General features: G+C 53.0%; 19 protein-coding genes. 13 read left to right on the top strand and 6 right to left on the bottom strand.

The window, feature by feature from the left end; all coding sequences use genetic code 11:
- The first annotated feature begins 8 nt into the window (after positions 1-8).
- Positions 9-431 carry a F0F1 ATP synthase subunit epsilon gene (locus DPRO_RS07645; protein WP_097011511.1) on the top strand — a complete coding sequence of 141 codons (423 nt, stop codon included), beginning with the start codon at positions 9-11 and terminating at the stop codon, positions 429-431.
- A gap of 197 nt (positions 432-628) precedes the next feature.
- On the opposite strand, the gene DPRO_RS07640 is transcribed toward DPRO_RS07645, so the two are convergent.
- Positions 629-1,801, bottom strand: a complete 1,173-nt coding sequence (locus DPRO_RS07640; RefSeq protein WP_097011510.1) for a pyridoxal phosphate-dependent aminotransferase — start codon at positions 1,799-1,801, stop codon at positions 629-631.
- Between the two features lie 170 nt (positions 1,802-1,971).
- On the opposite strand from DPRO_RS07640, the gene DPRO_RS07635 reads away from it, so the two are divergent.
- The 4 genes from DPRO_RS07635 to DPRO_RS07620 all read left to right on the top strand — a co-directional run bounded on the left by DPRO_RS07635 (position 1,972) and on the right by DPRO_RS07620 (position 6,210).
- Positions 1,972-2,256 carry a hypothetical protein gene (locus DPRO_RS07635; protein ID WP_097011509.1) on the top strand — a complete coding sequence of 95 codons (285 nt, stop codon included), beginning with the start codon at positions 1,972-1,974 and terminating at the stop codon, positions 2,254-2,256.
- A gap of 9 nt (positions 2,257-2,265) precedes the next feature.
- Complete coding sequence (locus DPRO_RS07630) at positions 2,266-2,448, top strand: hypothetical protein (protein WP_097011508.1); 183 nt, start codon at positions 2,266-2,268, stop codon at positions 2,446-2,448.
- 7 nt (positions 2,449-2,455) lie between these two features.
- Positions 2,456-3,769: a MerR family transcriptional regulator gene (locus tag DPRO_RS07625; protein WP_097011507.1), complete on the top strand. Its 1,314-nt coding sequence runs from the start codon at positions 2,456-2,458 to the stop codon at positions 3,767-3,769.
- A gap of 191 nt (positions 3,770-3,960) precedes the next feature.
- The gene (locus DPRO_RS07620; RefSeq protein ID WP_097011506.1) at positions 3,961-6,210 is read left to right on the top strand and encodes a vitamin B12-dependent ribonucleotide reductase; all 2,250 of its coding nucleotides are present in this window, start codon (positions 3,961-3,963) and stop codon (positions 6,208-6,210) included.
- A 103-nt stretch (positions 6,211-6,313) separates the two neighbouring features.
- Here the strand turns inward: DPRO_RS07620 and DPRO_RS07615 are convergent, their stop codons facing one another.
- The 5 genes from DPRO_RS07615 to DPRO_RS07595 all read right to left on the bottom strand — a co-directional run bounded on the left by DPRO_RS07615 (position 6,314) and on the right by DPRO_RS07595 (position 11,125).
- A complete protein-coding gene (locus DPRO_RS07615) occupies positions 6,314-7,651 on the bottom strand; it encodes a response regulator (protein ID WP_097011505.1) in 1,338 nt (445 codons plus the stop codon).
- A 120-nt stretch (positions 7,652-7,771) separates the two neighbouring features.
- Positions 7,772-9,115, bottom strand: a complete 1,344-nt coding sequence (locus DPRO_RS07610; protein WP_097011504.1) for a tetratricopeptide repeat protein — start codon at positions 9,113-9,115, stop codon at positions 7,772-7,774.
- A 67-nt stretch (positions 9,116-9,182) separates the two neighbouring features.
- Positions 9,183-9,971: an MBL fold metallo-hydrolase gene (locus DPRO_RS07605; protein WP_097011503.1), complete on the bottom strand. Its 789-nt coding sequence runs from the start codon at positions 9,969-9,971 to the stop codon at positions 9,183-9,185.
- Positions 9,972-9,986: 15 nt separating this feature from the next.
- Positions 9,987-10,697: a M48 family metallopeptidase gene (locus DPRO_RS07600; protein ID WP_097011502.1), complete on the bottom strand. Its 711-nt coding sequence runs from the start codon at positions 10,695-10,697 to the stop codon at positions 9,987-9,989.
- Positions 10,697-11,125, bottom strand: a complete 429-nt coding sequence (locus DPRO_RS07595) for a DUF523 domain-containing protein (RefSeq protein WP_097011501.1) — start codon at positions 11,123-11,125, stop codon at positions 10,697-10,699. Before DPRO_RS07595 ends, DPRO_RS07600 begins: the two co-directional genes overlap by 1 nt.
- A 68-nt stretch (positions 11,126-11,193) precedes the next feature.
- Here DPRO_RS07595 and DPRO_RS07590 point away from each other — a divergent pair, with 68 nt between their 5' ends.
- The 8 genes from DPRO_RS07590 to phoU all read left to right on the top strand — a co-directional run bounded on the left by DPRO_RS07590 (position 11,194) and on the right by phoU (position 17,474).
- Positions 11,194-12,351 (top strand): MFS transporter, encoded by a 1,158-nt coding sequence (locus DPRO_RS07590; RefSeq protein ID WP_097011500.1) that lies wholly within the window; start codon positions 11,194-11,196, stop codon positions 12,349-12,351.
- Positions 12,352-12,427: 76 nt separating this feature from the next.
- Positions 12,428-12,937 carry a chemotaxis protein CheD gene (locus DPRO_RS07585; protein ID WP_097011499.1) on the top strand — a complete coding sequence of 170 codons (510 nt, stop codon included), beginning with the start codon at positions 12,428-12,430 and terminating at the stop codon, positions 12,935-12,937.
- Between the two features lie 27 nt (positions 12,938-12,964).
- Positions 12,965-13,759, top strand: a complete 795-nt coding sequence (gene budA / locus DPRO_RS07580) for an acetolactate decarboxylase (RefSeq protein ID WP_097011498.1) — start codon at positions 12,965-12,967, stop codon at positions 13,757-13,759.
- A 4-nt stretch (positions 13,760-13,763) separates the two neighbouring features.
- Positions 13,764-14,075: an Hpt domain-containing protein gene (locus DPRO_RS07575; RefSeq protein ID WP_097011497.1), complete on the top strand. Its 312-nt coding sequence runs from the start codon at positions 13,764-13,766 to the stop codon at positions 14,073-14,075.
- Between the two features lies 1 nt (position 14,076).
- The gene (locus tag DPRO_RS07570) at positions 14,077-15,036 is read left to right on the top strand and encodes a glycosyltransferase (RefSeq protein WP_097011496.1); all 960 of its coding nucleotides are present in this window, start codon (positions 14,077-14,079) and stop codon (positions 15,034-15,036) included.
- Between the two features lie 113 nt (positions 15,037-15,149).
- Positions 15,150-15,794, top strand: a complete 645-nt coding sequence (locus DPRO_RS07565; RefSeq protein WP_162291156.1) for an AMIN domain-containing protein — start codon at positions 15,150-15,152, stop codon at positions 15,792-15,794.
- Positions 15,795-15,952: 158 nt separating this feature from the next.
- Entirely contained in the window at positions 15,953-16,714 is a 762-nt protein-coding gene (pstB, locus tag DPRO_RS07560) for a phosphate ABC transporter ATP-binding protein PstB (RefSeq protein ID WP_097011494.1), read from the top strand.
- Positions 16,715-16,808: 94 nt separating this feature from the next.
- Positions 16,809-17,474 (top strand): phosphate signaling complex protein PhoU, encoded by a 666-nt coding sequence (phoU, locus tag DPRO_RS07555; RefSeq protein WP_097011493.1) that lies wholly within the window; start codon positions 16,809-16,811, stop codon positions 17,472-17,474.
- The last annotated feature ends 164 nt before the right edge of the window (positions 17,475-17,638 follow it).

The raw sequence follows: 17,638 nt of genomic DNA, 5'->3' as shown, positions 1-17,638 counted from the left end.
GGTAACCAATGGCTAATAATTTGAAAATCGAGATCGTCACTCCCGACCGCAAGGTATTGTCGGAAGAAGTGGAGTACGTGGGCGCACCCGGTATCATGGGTGAATTCGGTGTACTGCCGAACCACGTCCCTTTCCTTTCCGCTCTGGGAATCGGCAATCTCCATTATAAACAAGACGGCAAGGCGCACTACGTCTTCATCGCCGGTGGATTTGCTGAAGTAAGCAACAACCAGGTCACCATTCTGGCTGAGGTTGCTGAAAAAGCCACTGAAATCGATGTAGATCGTGCCCAGAAGGCCAAGCAGCGTGCTGAAGAGCGCACTGCCAAGGCCAAGGAAAAAGTGGATGCCGCTCGTAACCAGGCTTCATTGAAGCGCGCAATTGCTCGCATCAACGCAAGATCCTGCGGTAAAAACGCTGGCACCTGCTAGATCCACACCCCATAAAATAAAAGGGCAGTCTCGTATGAGACTGCCCTTTTTTTATTACTGGCCGAAAAATGTGAATGACTCGTTAGATACGATATTCTTGGAAAGCGTGATGAAAGTGCATCGATAGTTGCAACACGTTTCTGAAGCATAAACAAAGGCTGCCATGACCATGGCAGCCTTTGACGATGAGAGTCTGTTTATTTGCCGGTTAAGACCTTACCAACAGCGTGGAGCGCTTTCTCAAGCGTTGCATCGTCCACGGCGTAGGAAAACCGAATACAGTTGTCGTCACCGAAAGCAGAGCCAGGAACAAGGGCAACACCTGCTTCTTCCAGGATTTTGGTGCACATGGTGCCGGAGTCCGGGGCATCGTCCGTATAGAACTGATTCAGGACAGGAAAGAGGTAGAATGCGCCATCAGGTTTCGGACAGGAGGCACCCCAGCCGGTGATGATGTCGTATGCCAAATCACGACGTCGTACAAATGACTCTTTCATCTTTTCAACTATATCCCAAGATCCAGTGAGACCGGCTATTGCAGACTTTTGGGTGATGGAGTTGATGTTGGAAGTCGATTGTCCCTGAATCTTGCACATGGCCTGAATGAGATCCGGGTGAGTAAGCGTATAGCCGACACGCCAACCGGTCATGCAAAAGGATTTGGATAAGGCACCAACAATGGCAATGGTGTCTGGATAAGATTCCCAGGTTTTTGCCAGCGAGGAGGGCTTGGCCGGTTCGTAAACAAGTCGATCATACACTTCATCGGAAATGATGAAAATATCGTTTTTCCTGGCCCACGACGCGATTTCATCCAACTGTGCTTGTGTGTAGCAACAGCCGGTTGGATTAGAGGGCGAGTTGAGAATGAGCACCTTGGTTCTCTCAGTACGTGCAGCCTTCAGACCTTCGATGGAAACCAGATATCCATCTTCGGCGGTTGAAGGCACGAATACGGAGACACCTTCTGCCAGCTGTACCATTGCGGGGTAGCTAACCCAGTAGGGTGAAGGGATCAGCACCTCGTCACCGGGGTTAACCAAAGCCATGAGCAGGTTGTACAAGACCTGTTTGCCGCCATTGGAGGCCATGGTGTCAGCGCTTTCTGCGTTAGCGCCGTAAAATTCGGAATAATACCCGGCGATGGCCTCACGTAGCTCAGGAATGCCTGGTACAGGCGTATATCGTGTGAAACCTTCATCAAGAGCCGCTTTAGCAGCTTCGCATACGTGTGGTGGTGTTTCAAAGTCCGGTTGACCAACGGCAAGGCTGACGATTTCCTTACCCTGCGCACGCAGTTCCATGGCTTTGGCATTCACAGCAAGGGTGGCAGAAGGTTTGATTCTGCGCAGCCTCTCGGAAATATTCATCGGGTGCTCTCTTTTTATGGTTACTATAATGGACCGCTCTACTGCCCATAGACGAAAAACCATTACACGTAAATCCGTTTTATTTACCGAAATAAAAAATTTGACCTGTCTATACGTTCATAGTGCATCACCCTTTGACAATGTTGTGTAAACAATAGCTTGGAGGCGCTATGTTGGATGGAATGTACGAGGGTAAAATGGTATCGGAAACCATGAAGCTGGAATACCCAATTGATGATATCTGGAGACTGCTGTGTCCGGTGAGTGAGTATGATTGGATTCCAGGCTGGGAATGTCGCATAGTTCATACAGAAAGCGGGACAAATGAACTGGGCTGTGTGTTTCAGACCGACTTCCCACTTGATGGACCGACTGATACCTGGGTGACCAGTGTCTTTGAACCACCATCAAGGCTTGAATTCATTCGCACCAATTCTATGCGTGTCATTCGGTAAAGCATCGAATTGGAGGTCATTGATGGCGCGACGCAACTGAAATGGTCCCAACGAATAATCCCGCTTTGTCTTGAAGGTGTTGAATTGGCAGAGGCCAAGATTGACAGCTTTGCAAGCCAGATCGCCGGGTTGAAGCAGATGATGAATCATTATTTGGACACCGGTACCATGCTGAACCTCATCAAGGAGTAGCAATCGAATGTTCACAGTAGGACGACTGGCAAAAAAACACGGTTTGTCGCGTTCGACCTTGCTCTATTATGAGCGCATTGGCTTGTTTGCCCCCCATCAGCATGCAAAAGGGGACTACCGGCAGTATTCAGAGGAAGATGATCGTCGATTAGCTCGAATCTGCCAGTACAGAAAGGCAGGCATCGCGCTGTCGGTGATCAAGGAGATGCTCGATGATGGGCCGGAGAATCGAATTGTTGGTGCTCTTGAACAACGTCTGGAAGAATTGAACACAGAGCAGGAAACCATTCGAATGCAACAGGAACTGGTCGCAAAATTGCTTGGTCGTCCTGCGCTACTGGCAGGCGTATCTGCCATGGACAAAGCCACATGGGTTGGATTGTTGCGTTCTGCGGGACTCAATGAAGATGACATGCGGCAGTGGCATATTCAGTTTGAACGGACGGCACCACAAAAGCATGAAGCGTTTTTGCGGCAACTCGCCATCCCATCGATGGAAATACGAGCTATCCGCTCCATGACGGCAGCTCCTCATCATATACTGCAAATAAATAAGGATTCAGGACGATTTATGAAGATGTTTTTCAAAATATATGAAGGATTGAAACGGGAAGGTCCAGGCAGTTATGCCATGACGGAAAAAGCGTATTCCATGTGTGAGGGGCTGAAAGAACGGCCTGCCATACTGGAGACAGGATGTGGCAGCGGTGGCGCGACCCTGAATCTGGCACGGATAAGCAACGGGACGGTTATGGCTACGGAAATACATCAACCGTTTCTTGATGTGCTGGAACAGCGGGCAAAGGATGCTGGTTTGTCTGACAAGGTGACGCCATGCAGAATGGATATGGCCAGTCTTGACTTCGAGCAGGAACAGTTTGATCTGATCTGGTGCGAAGGGGCGGCTTATATCATGGGCGTAGATGAGGCTATGGCCTACTGGAAGCAATTCCTGAAGCCGGGCGGCTATCTCGCATTCAGTGATGCGGTTTGGTTGTCAGAAGACATTCGCGACTCGGCTCCTGAGGAACTCAAAGTTTTTTGGGCAGACGGGTATCCTGCCATGCGTACTGTTAAGGAAACTGTCCATTCTGCAGAATCATTGGGCTACACACACTGTGGCAACTTCATCATCGACACATCGTGTTGGGTTGACTTCTATGCTGATGTAGCCAAGCGATTGGATAAGGTGGAAAAAGAGTATGGTGATGATCCTGATGGGAGACCGATCATCGATTTGGCCCGTAAAGAAAAACGGCTCTTTGAAGCGTATCCGAATACCTATGGTTATGCATTTTATGTGTTGAAAAAGGAAAAATAAATAGTAAGCATTACTGATAGCTAAAGCTACTTCAGAGGGGCCAGATCCGTAAATCGTTCAGTTTAACGATATTATGGCTGGCCTTTTTTGTGCTGTTTCTGTAGTCTCTTCAATCTCTGACGGTGCCGCCCTGTGGGCGGCTTCTTTAAACATAAAGCTAGAAATTCAAGTATATTACGAGAGGTTGCCCTATGTCCAAACTGAAGATGCCGAACTCACTTCCAGAACCGAATATCAATGAAAACGCGAAGATAGTTTTGCAACGACGGTATCAAAGAAAGGACACGACCGGAGTAGTATATGAAACTCCTAAAGAACTGTTTTGGCGGGTAGCCTCATCCATCGCTGAGGAAGAGCGCAAATACGGGGAATCCGTCTACACCCCGTCCAAGCTTGCTCGTGAATTCTATGATCTCATGACGTCCTACCGCTTCCTGCCCAACTCGCCGACACTGATGAATGCCGGAACAGGACTGGGGCAGTTGGCTGCCTGTTTTGTCCTGCCTGTGGAAGACTCCATCGAGGGTATCTTCGATGCAGTCAAGCATGCGGCGATGATTCACAAATCCGGTGGCGGTACCGGCTTTTCCTTTTCCCGCCTCCGTGCCAAGGAGTCGGTGGTCGGTTCGACCGGCGGCGTCGCTTCCGGGCCGCTGTCGTTCCTCAAAATTTTCAACTGTGCCACCGAACAGATCAAGCAGGGGGGAACGCGTCGTGGTGCCAACATGGGCATCCTGCGTGTTGACCATCCGGACATCATGGATTTCATCAAGGCCAAGGAGCGCGACGGCGAGCTGAACAACTTCAACCTGTCCATCGGGTTGACCGAGCAGTTCATGCAGGCGGTCGAGAAGAAAGAGGACTACGACCTCATTGCTCCCAATACCCATGAAGTCGTCGGCCAGCTCAATGCGCGTGAAGTCTTCAATATTCTGGTCAACAAGGCATGGGAATCCGGCGATCCGGGCATCGTCTTTCTGGACCGTATCAATCGCGACAACCCGACTCCGGCGCAGGGTGAGATCGAATCGACCAACCCGTGCGGCGAGCAGCCGCTGCTGCCGTACGAAGCCTGCAACCTCGGCTCCATCAACCTCGGTGCCTGTTTTGCCAAAGGCAAGAACGGCCATGATTCCGAGATCGACTGGGAAGAGCTTCGCCGCATCATTCACCTGTCCGTCCGCTTCCTCGATAACGTCATCGATGCATCCATCTACCCGCTGGACAAGATCACGGAAACAGTGGAGCGCAACCGCAAGATCGGCCTTGGCGTTATGGGCTGGGCCGACCTGCTGTTCCAGTTGAATATCCCCTACAACTCCCAGACTGCCATTGATCTGGGTGAGCGGGTCATGAAATTCATGCGCGATGAAGCGCGTGCCGCCTCCAAGCAGCTTGCAGCCGAGCGTGGCCCGTTCCCGGCATACGCGGAATCCATTTTCGGCGAGACCAACCTCGGTCCCTACAGAAACGCCACCACAACGACCATCGCGCCTACCGGGACCCTGTCCATCATCGCCGGGTGCTCCTCGGGCGTAGAACCGCTGTTTGCTCTCAGCTTTGTTCGTAACGTCATGGACGACGACAAGCTGCTGGAGAGCAACCCGTTCTTCGAGAAGGCCCTCAGGGAGGCTGATGCCTATTCCACGAAATTGATGGAAGAGATCGCCAAGGTCGGCACCATCAGGAAGATGGACCACCTGCCTGAAAGCCTTCGTAGCGTGTTTGTGACTGCCATGGACATTCAGCCCATCTGGCATCTGAAGATGCAGGCCGCCTTCCAGAAGTACACGGACAACGCCGTGTCAAAGACCGTGAACCTGCCCAATGAGGCCACCCGTGAGGAAATCTGGGATATCTACTGGAAAGCCTACGAATACGGCTGCAAGGGCGTGACCGTTTATCGTGACGGCTCCAAGATGTCTCAGGTGCTGTGCACGGGAGATGACAAGGAGAAGAAGGACAAGGAGGAATCCGGTGCACTGAGCGTGGTTCAGGACCGTCCTGATGTCATTTACGGCTTCACCCAGAAGATTGCTACCGGGTTGGGCGTCCTCTTCCTCACCGTCAATGAAGTGAATGGCAAACCTTTTGAGGTGTTCGCCACCATCGGCAAGTCCGGTGGTTCCATCACTGCCAAGGCCGAAGCCATTGGTCGTCTTGTCTCCCTGGCTCTGCGTTCCGGTGTTGAAGTTCGAGAAATCGTACAGCAGCTCAAGGGTATCGGCGGCGAGAATCCGCGCTTCATGAAGAAGCATCTGGTCAAATCCATTCCTGATGCCATCGCCCACGTCTTTGAATCCCGCTACATGCAGGGGGATCGTGTGGATGCCAGCGCCGCATCCCTCAACAAGGAACTGTGCCCCGACTGCGGCGAGGCCCTTGTCTTTGAGGAAGGCTGCCACATCTGCAAATCCTGTGCGTACACCAAGTGCGGCTAACCGCTGCTCTCATTGGTTAATTCAGGGCTGTCCGATTGTCGGACAGCTCTTTTTTATTGCGTGGATGGTGTCAGTGGAGCAGGCCCGGGAACCGATAAACTGCTTATGCGGCAAGTCGTTCCTTGACCATGCGTAGTCGCTTCCGGGCAGTGGTGTTGTTGGGGTCAAGTTCCAACACGTGCTGGAAAAACGGCTCGGCATCGCGGTACATGCGCATGTCCAGATACAGCAGCCCGATATTCAAAGTCGCACCGACGCTTCCCTGATGGAATTCGGGGTCGATGGCCAATGCCTGCTCAAAGGATTGCAACGCCTGATTGCGTTTGCCGCCTTCCCAGTAGGCAAGCCCCATGTTGTAGAGGATGGCCGGATCGTCGGGCGAAATTTCCAGAGCTTTGGCATATACATCAATCGCTTCGTCCCACTTGCCTTCTCCGCGCAGGAGCATGCCAAGCCGGTTGTAGTGAACAAGCGCGTCGAGTCCGACCACCCGTTGCGAGTCGATGACCCGTTGCAGGTACTTCTTGGCAAGATGGGGGGCCGTGCCGGTCACGGCGTCGACAATACGCATGGTCAGATCGCCCACCATGCTCAGGGCTTCCCGTTCGGCAGCCTCGACCCCCTGATCCATATAGACCTCGGCCTCTTCGTGATCGTCACGCAGCAGATACTGTTCGGCAATGTCGATCTTTCGTTCCGGGTTGAGGGGAGATATTTCGTCCAGTGTCATGAGGTAGTCGAGGGCGCGCTCGTCTTCCATGTCCCTGAATGCCGAAGCAAGCCGGAGCAGCGGGGCCATGAACATGGGGCGCGCTTCGTGGGCGGTCATGTATTGACGGATCGCTTTGTCTTCTTCGCCTATGCCCATGAGCGCGTCGCCACGCAGGGCGAGACCTCGCGCAGAGTTGGGCTTGACCAACAGTATTCGGTCGGAGATTTCGAGCGCCTCGTCATAGTTGCCTTCCCGTAGCAATTCTTCGCATCGCTTCATCTGATTCTTCAGCTCGCCGGGAGGGCTGATGGCAAGAGCCAGTTCACGGATGATCTGATCGGCGGAAGCGGGCTTGAGCAAGACGCGACTGACGCCCAGCTCGAAAAAATAGGCTACGGTTTCCTGCGTTGCTTCCCATGTCAGCATGATAACCGTGGTGTCGGGCAGTTCCTGCTTGAGGGTGATGAGCTGGTCGGTGCTGGGTCGCTCATTGAGCATCCGTTCAATAAGGACGATGGTGGGCCGCTCGGCTTCCTGCAGTTCCCGGCATCGGGAAAGACCGTCAGCAAAGGAGCTGAACGTGGAAAGCATGTCTCCCTTGAGGCCGAACATGCGGCTGATGATGTGGCGAAGCGCTCGGGTAAAGGTGACGTCACCGGTTATCTGGACAATGGCTCCGTTGTCCTGCTCAAGGAAATTGCGAACGATGGTATCAAAGGACGGCGGCATCGGGTGTTCCCCCCTGCAAGAGCGGTGGTCGGGTTATACTGCGGTCAGTATATCCTTTCCGGCAGGATAGGGTCAACACGATGAAAAAAGCCGCCGGAGTGACCGGCGGCTTGAATTGTTCTATTTGGCTGTATTGGGTTTGATTTTATTATATTTGCTGCGGGCCAGCGAATTGTTGGGATTGAGCTTCAGGACGTTCTCGTAGAAAATGATTGCCTGATCGTAGCGCCGCAGATCGGCATATACAGTGGCCAGATTCATGGAGACCACCTCGCTCTGCTTGTAGAAATCCGGGTTGATTTCCAATGCCCGCTCAAAGCACTGGGCTGCCTCACGATGTTTACGTCCATCGTAATACGCCATGCCCATGTTGTAGTGCAGTCCTTCATCCTCGGGAGAGATGGTCAGGGCGCGTTTGTAGTTCTCGATGGCATCTTCCCATTTGCCTTGACCGCGCAGGGCGATACCCAACTTGTTGAACAAAGTAATATCGTCCTTGGTCAACGCTGCTTTCTTGGTGTTGAGCACCTTGGTCAGATATTTTTCCGCAAGCACAGGAGAGGTGCTCCCGACAGCCTGCGTTATCTGTTCGGCAACGGTGCCGATCATGGACATGGCTTCTTTTGTAGCAATGTCGATGGCCTGATCAAAGTACTTCTCCGCCCGCTCAACATTGTTCTTGTTGAGATGAACCTTGCCCATGTTTGTCTTGCGCTCGACATTGAGCGGACTCAGTCGGTCAAGCTTCTCCAGGTAGTGGAGCTGCTTGTCTTCATCAACACCTTCATAGGCATTGGCGAGCTTCTTGAGCGGTTCAAGGTAGAGGCGGGAGCTTTCATGGGCCTTGAGGTAACTTTGGACCGCTTTGTCGTGGTCCTTGGCCTGCAAATACACATCGCCTCGCAGCATCAGTCCGGCAGGCGAATCGGGTTTGATCGAGAGAATCTTGTCACTGACTTCCAGCGCCTGCTTGAGGCGGCCGACTGCCAGGAACTTTTTCCCGATGGACATGTATTCGCTCAGCTTGCCCTGGGGCTTGATGGTGAACGCCATCTTTTCGATGATGTTGTTCATGGACGCCGGTTTGGAGATGACGTTGTTGACGCCGATCTCATAAAAATACGCGATATTCTCGCGTTTGGTTTCATTGACAAGTGCAATGATCCGAAGGTCTGGAAGTAGCTGTTTTAGCGTGATTATGGTGTCTGTGCTGGGCCGTTCATTGATGATGCGTTCAATGAACACCACGCACTCGATCTTGTCTTTCTGGCACTGCTGTATGCGCTTGAGTGCCGGTTGGACCTCTTCAAAAGACCACATGCAGTCCCGTTTGGTCCCGATAGTTTTGAATATTGTGTTGGAGAGCGTTTTCTTGAATATCTGATCATCGCTCAACAGCACGACTCCACCATTTTTCTTTTCAAAAAAATCGTAGAGTATTGCATCGTACTTTTTATCCGCCATTTGTTTCCCCTGTGAAGTGAATTGGTGCTCACATGGTGAGAGAGTGGACACCTGATGTCGATTATAATTATACCTGAGAGGTAAAGTTATCACCTTCCCGAGATGTGATCGTGATGGAATCCCCCGATTCCGGTACGATCACATGTGGTTCCTGTGATAAGGATATGCGTTGCTGTAGTTGGTCGTTCTGGTATTTGCGAACATCTCGTTCGATATGAACCAACGCCAATTGTCGTGCACCAGCACGACGTGCAAAGTCAATGGAAGCGTCCACTGTCCCATGTCCCGGGGTGTCTGCATCCATTGTGAACGACTCGTGGATGATCAGGTCGGCTCCCGCAGCCAGCGCCGCCGTGTCAGCCGTTGCCCCTCCGTCACCGGAATAGAAGAGTGCCCTGTCACCGCAGTCCACACGGATTGCAAGGCATGGTCTGGGATGATCGCTCAGGGCAAAGCCAAGACACATGTGGCCAAGCACGATGTTCTGTCCTGCGGAACATTCCATGAAGGACAGATCAAATGAAGCCTTGGCCAGAGAACCGGGATACGCCAATTCGATTGTCTGGCGAACCACAGCTTCCACACCGGGCTGTCCCAAAATGGTCAGCGGGGCGGTTCGTCCTTCCTGCTTCATGCGCATGAGCAGCGCAGGGAGGCCGAAGAAATGGTCGCCGTGAAAGTGGGAAATGTAGATGGCCTGCAAGTCGAGAGGATGGGCAGCCGCTTTCCAGAACCCCATCGGGGCGGTGAATCCGCAATCCAACAGCAATGATGATTCTGCTGTTTCAATAAGTAGACTGGTATTGAGTTGGTTGTCGTCAAATGCCTCGCCAACGCCGATGAATGTCGTACGCATGCTACTCCTTTCCTCTTAGCCGAACCAGGCTGGAACCAGCCGTCCTGCCTTGCTCAACAGTCGTTCATACCGTTGAAAATCCGGCTGATGTCGTGCCACCAGTTTCCAGTATTGCGGGGAGTGGTTGAGGTGGCGCGTATGGCAAAGCTCGTGGAGCAGCAGGTGCTCGACCAGTTCCACGGGCAGAAACATGAGTTTGGCATTGATGCTGATCGTTCCCCTGGCAGAGCAACTGCCCCAGCGCGTTTTCTGTCTGCGTACACGCAGGGCTGAGTAGGGGAGGTCTAGTCTTCGGCTCATGCTATCCAGCATGGGGAGGACAAACTCCCGGGCTTTGGCTGCCGTGAACTTGCTAAGGGCATCAAAGATGGTTTCGCGATCCTCTTTCGGTCCGGTCACCATCAGGCGTAAGCCATTTTCAGTGATACGAACCCGTCCCGGACGATCCACATAGCCAATGGCATAGTCTCGACCACATGCTTTCAAATCCAGATTGGTGGGCAGTTCCGGCGGGGTACCGCTCAGATCATACCCCCGCTCCATCATTTTGCGGCTGGTCTCACGAAGCCACCGCCGTTTCTCTTCAAGAATGGCCGGTACCTGACGGGTGTCGAATCGCTTGGGGACAACGACCTCAATACCTTTGCCCGGCACCAGCTTGACCAGTACTCGCTTGGCGCGGGGGTGGGGCTTTACCGTCAGCGGCATGTCCAGAAATTCTGTCATCAGCCGTCGAGGTCCTCTTCGGTGCGGACGCGAATTCCGGCATCAAGCAGCATTTGGGCAAAGACGCCATTGCCGGGAATGCGGGTGGAGGTGAATGTGCCGTCATATATCTCGCCGCAGCCACAGGAAGGGGAGCCGGCCTTGAGGATGGCTTCGGTGCAACCGGCCATCTGTGCGAGGCGGACGCCTTCCTTTGAACCGCGAATAAACGGTTCGGTCTGATCCACGCCCTCTTTATCAATAACTCGGTCTCCCTGAATCTCGCATGGAGCGCGGGGAGTAGGCAGTCCGCCGTAGGCTTCGGGGCAGAAGGGGATGGCTTTTCCCCCGGAAATGAGATCCACGATGCGCTGATCGGAACGGGTCTCTCCATTATATCGGCAGTAGATGCCTGCGAGGCAGGCGCTCACTAAAAATGTCTTGTCCATGGACCGGATTCTACCCTTGATCTTTTCAGATGCCTAGCCCTATTGTTTTCCTTTCCAGCGAGGTCGTAATGTCAGAGAATTTCAAGCAGCGTAAAATGTACCTGTTCCTTCTTGTTCTGGTGGTGGGTTCAGGGATTGCATTTCAGGGGTGGCGCACCCTGCTCAACAACTTTGCCGTGGAAGTAGGCGGCCTTTCGGGCTTTGATATGGGTATCATCCAGTCCGTCCGTGAAGTGCCGGGATTTCTGGCACTTCTGGCCCTGTATGTCATTTTGATCATACGGGAGCATCGGCTGGCCGCTCTTTCGGTCGTCCTGCTTGGTCTGGGGGTGGCCCTGACCGGTTTCTTCCCCTCCACCGTGGGACTGGTGGCCACGACCCTGCTGATGAGTTTCGGGTTTCACTATTTTGAAACCATGAACCAGTCGCTGACGCTGCAGTATTTTTCGTACACCGAAGCGCCGGTGGTTCTTGGTCGACTGCGCTCCTATGCGGCGTTGACCAATGTCGCCGTTGGTGGGGCCATTTTCCTGCTTGCCCGCTTTCTGGGCTTCACTTCTCTGTTTGCGCTGTTTGGTGCGCTGGCGATTTGTGCTGGGTTGTGGGCATTCAAGCAGGACCCATCCGCTCCCGACATGCCGCCGCAATCCAAGAAAATGCGCATCTACAGGCGGTACTGGCTGTACTACCTGCTTACCTTCATGGGGGGAGCCAGACGGCAGATTTTCGTGGCGTTTGCGGTTTTTCTGCTGGTGGAGAAGTTCGGGTATTCCATCGTTGATGTCACGGTCCTTTTCGTCATCAACAATGTGCTGAACTATTTTGCCAATCCTCTCATCGGCAGGGCGGTGAATCGGTATGGTGAGCAGGCTGTGCTTGTGGTGGAATATGTGACCCTGACCTTTGTTTTTCTCGGCTATGCGTTGACGGATAGCGCCTGGGTGGCCGGAGCGCTGTATGTGGTGGACAATATTGTTTTCAACTTCTCCATGGCCATCAAGACATTCTATCAAAAGATAGCCAAGGGGGAGGATATTGCTTCGGGCATGGCGGTGGGATTCACCATCAACCATGTTGCCGCAGTGGTTATTCCCGCTGCTGGCGGACTGGCGTGGATAGCTGATTATCGGGCGGTTTTCTATGGTGCCGTGGCACTGTCTCTTATCTCGCTCGCACTGACGTTTTTCATCCCCGGACAGCTTGCGAGAAAAGGTGCCAAAGCTTGACTTGCGAACACCCGCTTGTCACATTGAGCAGGAATGATAATTTCGACTGAAAACGCGTTCAACAGGTGATCATCGCATGAATCATAAGAATCTACCCAAAGTCTTTTTGCAGACAGGAGACTGTTTCTTCGGGGTCCAGCCGACACTGGTGACCACCGTGCTTGGGTCATGCCTTGGTGTGACGATTCATGCGCCCGAAAAAGGAATCGGCACCATTTGCCATGCCTTTTTGCCGGATAGCTCCGAATCCCGGGGCGGACATGAGCCCCAGATATGTCGATACGTGGATACGGCATTGCTCAATATGCTGGAATCACTCGATAAGATTGGTATCCCCCGGCGTGATCTCGTTATCAAGATGTTTGGCGGTTCCTCCGGCATCGCTGTGCAGGGCATGAAGCGGACCTCATATGACATCGGGCGGCGCAATATCGACATGGCGCGCAAGCTGCTCCGGTTTGCGCGGCTTGAAGTGAAGCGTGAAGACGTCGGGGGCTCAAGAGGTCGCAAGCTCATGTTCAATACCTTCACCGGTGAAGTGTGGTTGAAGAAGTTGAACGGCATGGCCTTGGAAGATCAGCGTTAAAACTCCAGCCGACAAGGACTCCCTGTTATGTTCTCAAAATCTCGGACAATTGTGTTGGTCCTTGTTCTTTTCCTGAGCCTTCCGTCCGGTTTTGCGGCGGCAGGTCAGACTCTGTATCAGTATTCGACCATCGATGCGCTGCTGGCCGGCCTGTATGATGGTGATTTGACCGTGGCAGAGCTCAAGGAACGCGGTGGTTTCGGGCTTGGGACCTTGAACGGCATTGATGGGGAACTGATCGTTTTGGACGGTGAAGCGTACCAGGCTGCTGCAGGCGGTGCGGTTACCGTGCCTGCGGGAGATGCTCTGGTTCCATTTGCCACTGTGGTCCATTTTGATGCGGAACAGCAGAGGCAACTCAAAGATATTCATACGCTGGATGGCTTGAACGACGCCATTCACGCACTGCTTCCTTCGGAGAATCGCTTTTACGCCGTTCGTATCGATGGTACATTTCATGCCGTAAAAACCAGAGCCATTGCCAAGCAGTCTCCACCATACAAACCGTTGGCGGAAGTGGTCAAAGAACAGGTTGTCACAACGTTTGATGGTCGCGGCACTTTGATCGGCCTCTATGCACCTGTGTTTGTCAAAGGAGTGAACGTCCCGGGTTTTCACTGGCACTATCTTGCCGCGGACCGTCAGGGCGGGGGCCATGTTCTTGATTGTACCTTTGATGCGGCAGTGGCAAAGCTTGATGTACTCCGTTCTTTTACCGTCGAACTTCCGGCTGACAGGGCGTTTGACGATATCGACTTGAGTGGTGACAAAGGGAAAGAACTGCATGCCGTAGAAAAAGACCCGGCACAGGGAAAGAGGTGATCTGATGGGGAAGCGTTTTCAGGTGATTGTCGATTCCATGCTTGAGCCAGTCATGGATAGGTATTTCGAGATCCGGTATGAGGAACTTGAGCAGATGGAGCAGGCTTTGGTAGCGGGGGATGCGGAGACAATCGCCCTGTTGGGGCATCGACTGAAAGGGTCTGGCACATCCTACGGATTTGTTCGTCTTACCGAGCTGGGAGCCATTATTGAGGCGGCAGGCAGAGATGCAGAGCTTGAACAGGCTCGGGAACCCCTTGCCGAGGTTCGCAGCTACCTCGATGCGGTAGACGTTGTTTTTGGGGAGCAAGGCTGACATGAAAATCCTGATGTTCGCCATCAATGATCCTGCCGGAACAGCCATTCAGTTTACCAAAGCCGTTAACAAGTACAGTGAACATGAGGTCCGCCTCGTTACCCTTGAGACCCGGTACACCCATTCCTGGGAGAAGGACCTGCACATCCCCGATCTGGGGTTGGATGGTATGGAAGAGGTCCGTATTCTCATGGAAGAAGCGGATGTATTTCATTTTCACATGACATGCGACGAGCACCAGCCTTTTGGTCCATGGCTACCAGCCGACTACCTTGCAGGCAAAGCGGTTGTGCATCACCATCATGGCCATCACGATTTTCGGTCCAACCCCGATTCCTTTCGGCAGAAGTATGCCGAACTCGGGCGGACCAACCTTCTTGTTTCCACTCCCGACCTCATGAAGCTGCTGCCCGAAGCACAGTGGCAGCCCAATCTTGTTCCAATCGACGATCCGCTTCTCAAGCCGCTGGGCGGACGATTCGATGATCCCGGTCGACTCAGCATTTGTCATTCTCCTACCCGCAAGGACCTCAAGAACACGGACGACTTCCTTGCGGTGGTGAAACGTTTGGCCAAGGACAAAGTGCGCCTTGACGTGGATATGATTGATGATGTGCCCAATGATGAGTGTCTGGCCCGAAAACGCCGATGTCATGTGTTGTTCGATCACATGCAGGGGTATTACGGCGTCAGCAGTCTCGAAGGCTTGTCGCAGGGCGTGGCGGTCATTGCCGGGCTGGATGTATGGAACAGGGAGCAGGTGGCCCGATTCGCCGGGACCGAAGACCTGCCGTGGATATTGGCCCATGATCGTGATTCGCTAGAGACATGCCTGCGAGAACTCGATGGCGATAGAGCGTTTTGTGAAGCCAAAGGATATGAAGGTCGGTTGTTCATGGAAAAATACTGGTCAGACAGGCGCGTGGCTGAACATCTGATCGATTTTTATGAAACAATGTAGCCGGAACTTTTGCCTTTATCGACACTTTGCAGTATACCCGACACATGCTTTTCAAGGGTCAGTATAGAATCTTCCGTAGCTTTTCCTTTTGCGCCATACTTTTGATGGCGGGAATGGGAGTCTGTGTCCCTGCAGTCGTGTCTCACGCTGCGGATTCCGACATGTCCCGTGTGCGCATGGAAGTTGACCCGACGGTGCTTCCCCCCATTCAGCCGCCGAATCTGCCTGAAAAGGCCAATGCAGAGAGTGATGACAAAGCGGACAATGGTTCTGATGCTGCCGAGTCTGCACCCGCTGCTGCTGAAGGTATCAACGCTGAGGGAAACAAAGCAAAGGAAGCCAAGGTCGAGGACCCCACTGTTGATGTGAAGTCCGATTCCGAAGCTGCCGATGCCGGCGAGTCTGCCCCGGCCGTGGAAGTCAAGGCGTTGGCCGGTCCCGGAACCGTGGATTCCATTGATGTGGATATTGCCAAGGGGCGGGTCGTTCTGCATCTGCACACAGATAAGAAAGACGTGGAAACTTCCTCGTTCAATCTGCAATCTCCCCGTCGATTGGTCGTCGATGTCCTCGGCGAGTGGCGCTACGATAAAGAAAACGTGCTGCGCCTTGAGAGTGATGCCATCAAGCATGTGGTCATCGGCTCCCATCCCGACAAGTTGCGCCTGGTCATTCACTTCCGTTCCGATATCGAAGACGTTGTCCCGCTCATCAAGCAGGAAGAATCCGGTCTTCGGATCACCATTCCTTTTTCATAGATTCCCTGGCATTTTCATTCTGGTCAGCCAAACACCCGCTACCGTAACGAAATCGTAACAAGCGGGTCATTGATCCGTAACTGAATCGCGGTACTTACCCCGAGTCCACCCTGTTTCGCGCAGGGGGCTTATTATTTGTAATCGGGAGTAAGCAACGCATGACACGAGCCATCAAAGCAGCTTCGACCAACCTTGATTTTTATTATGGCGACTTCAAGGCGCTGGAAGATATTAGCATTGATTTTGAACTCAACCGGGTCACTGCCCTGATCGGGCCGTCCGGTTGCGGAAAATCAACCTATTTACGCTGCATCAACCGCATGAACGATCTCATCCCCGGCACGCGAGTGGTCGGGCAGATGGTGCTGGACGGAGAGGATATCTATGCCCCGGGCATTGATGTCGTTTCATTGCGCCGTCGGATCGGCATGGTCTTTCAGAAACCGAACCCATTCCCCAAAACCATTTTCGAGAACGTGGCCTACGGGTTGCGTGTCAATGGCATCAAGGACAAGCAGTTCATCGAGCAGCGGGTGGAAGAATCCCTGAAGGGTGCTGCTCTGTGGGATGAGGTCAAGGATCGCATGCACACCTCGGCCCTGGGTCTGTCCGGCGGGCAGCAGCAGCGTCTGTGCATCGCCCGGGCGCTGGCCATCGAGCCGGAGGTGCTGCTTATGGATGAGCCGGCATCGGCTCTGGACCCCATCGCCACCCAGAAGATCGAAGACCTTATCCATGAGTTGAAAAAGGAATTAACCATCATCATTGTCACCCACTCCATGCAGCAGGCTGCCCGTGTCTCGGACCGGACTGCATTCTTCTACATGGGTAAACTGATCGAGGTGGACAGCACCAAGGCTATGTTCACCAACCCGGCCAACAAGCAGACCGAGGATTATATCACCGGTCGATTCGGCTAAAGGGCAATCTGATGGTGATATGGTGATTAATAAGGTATAGTATCGAGACACACCAACCGGGTCGGTCCCATGAGGGGAGACCTTGGAGGAGTATATGGAACAACGGGCACATTTTTCAAAGAAGATCGAGGACCTCAAAGTGATGGTTCTTCGTATGGCCGCTCTTTCGGAGTCAGCCATTCACAAAGCTATTCGGGCCTATCTCGAAAACGATGCCGATCTGGCTGAAGAGGTCATTGTCGGTGATGACGTCATCAATGAAATGGAAGACCAGATTGATAAGTTCAGCCTTGAGTTGCTGGCCCTTGATCAGCCCATGGCGATCGATCTGCGAACCATCGTCGGTGCCCAGCGAATCACTGTCAATCTCGAACGTCTTGGCGATGAGGCCGTGAACCTCGCGCATCGGGCCTTGTTTTTGTCCACCCGTCCGCCCTTGCCGCACAATCCGAAGATGGAAAGTCTCGCGAACGTGGCGAAATCCATGCTCTCGGAAGCATTGAAGGCGTACGTCGACGAAGACGTCAACCTGGCCGGACAGGTCTGTCGAATGGATGATAAAGCGGACGACCTCAATATTGCCATCCTGCGCCAATTCGTGACGGAAATGGTTGCTGAATCGCGTATTGTCGAGCGTGGAGTGCATGCAATCATCGGCGCACGGCACCTTGAGCGCATCGGCGATCTTGCTACTAACGTTGCCGAATCCATCGTGTTCATCGTGGAAGGGACCAGTCTCAAACATTCGTGCAAGGGATAGTCTGTAATCGAATTTCAAATGAAAAACCGGGGGGCGATAGTCTCCCGGTTTTTGTCGTATTGGCGAAAAAGCAAGGCAGGGCTTGAAAAAAGGGTTGTAGAAAAGAGTTTACAGTGTGTTCAAATTTCGGTAGGAACAGGACTCTTTATAGATAGGATAAGGCT

Origin of the sequence: Pseudodesulfovibrio profundus (assembly GCF_900217235.1) — a bacterium.
GTDB classification, from domain to species: Bacteria; Desulfobacterota; Desulfovibrionia; order Desulfovibrionales; family Desulfovibrionaceae; genus Pseudodesulfovibrio; species Pseudodesulfovibrio profundus.
Note: the sequence above shows the minus strand (reverse complement) of the source record. Positions and strands in the feature narration are given on the sequence as shown.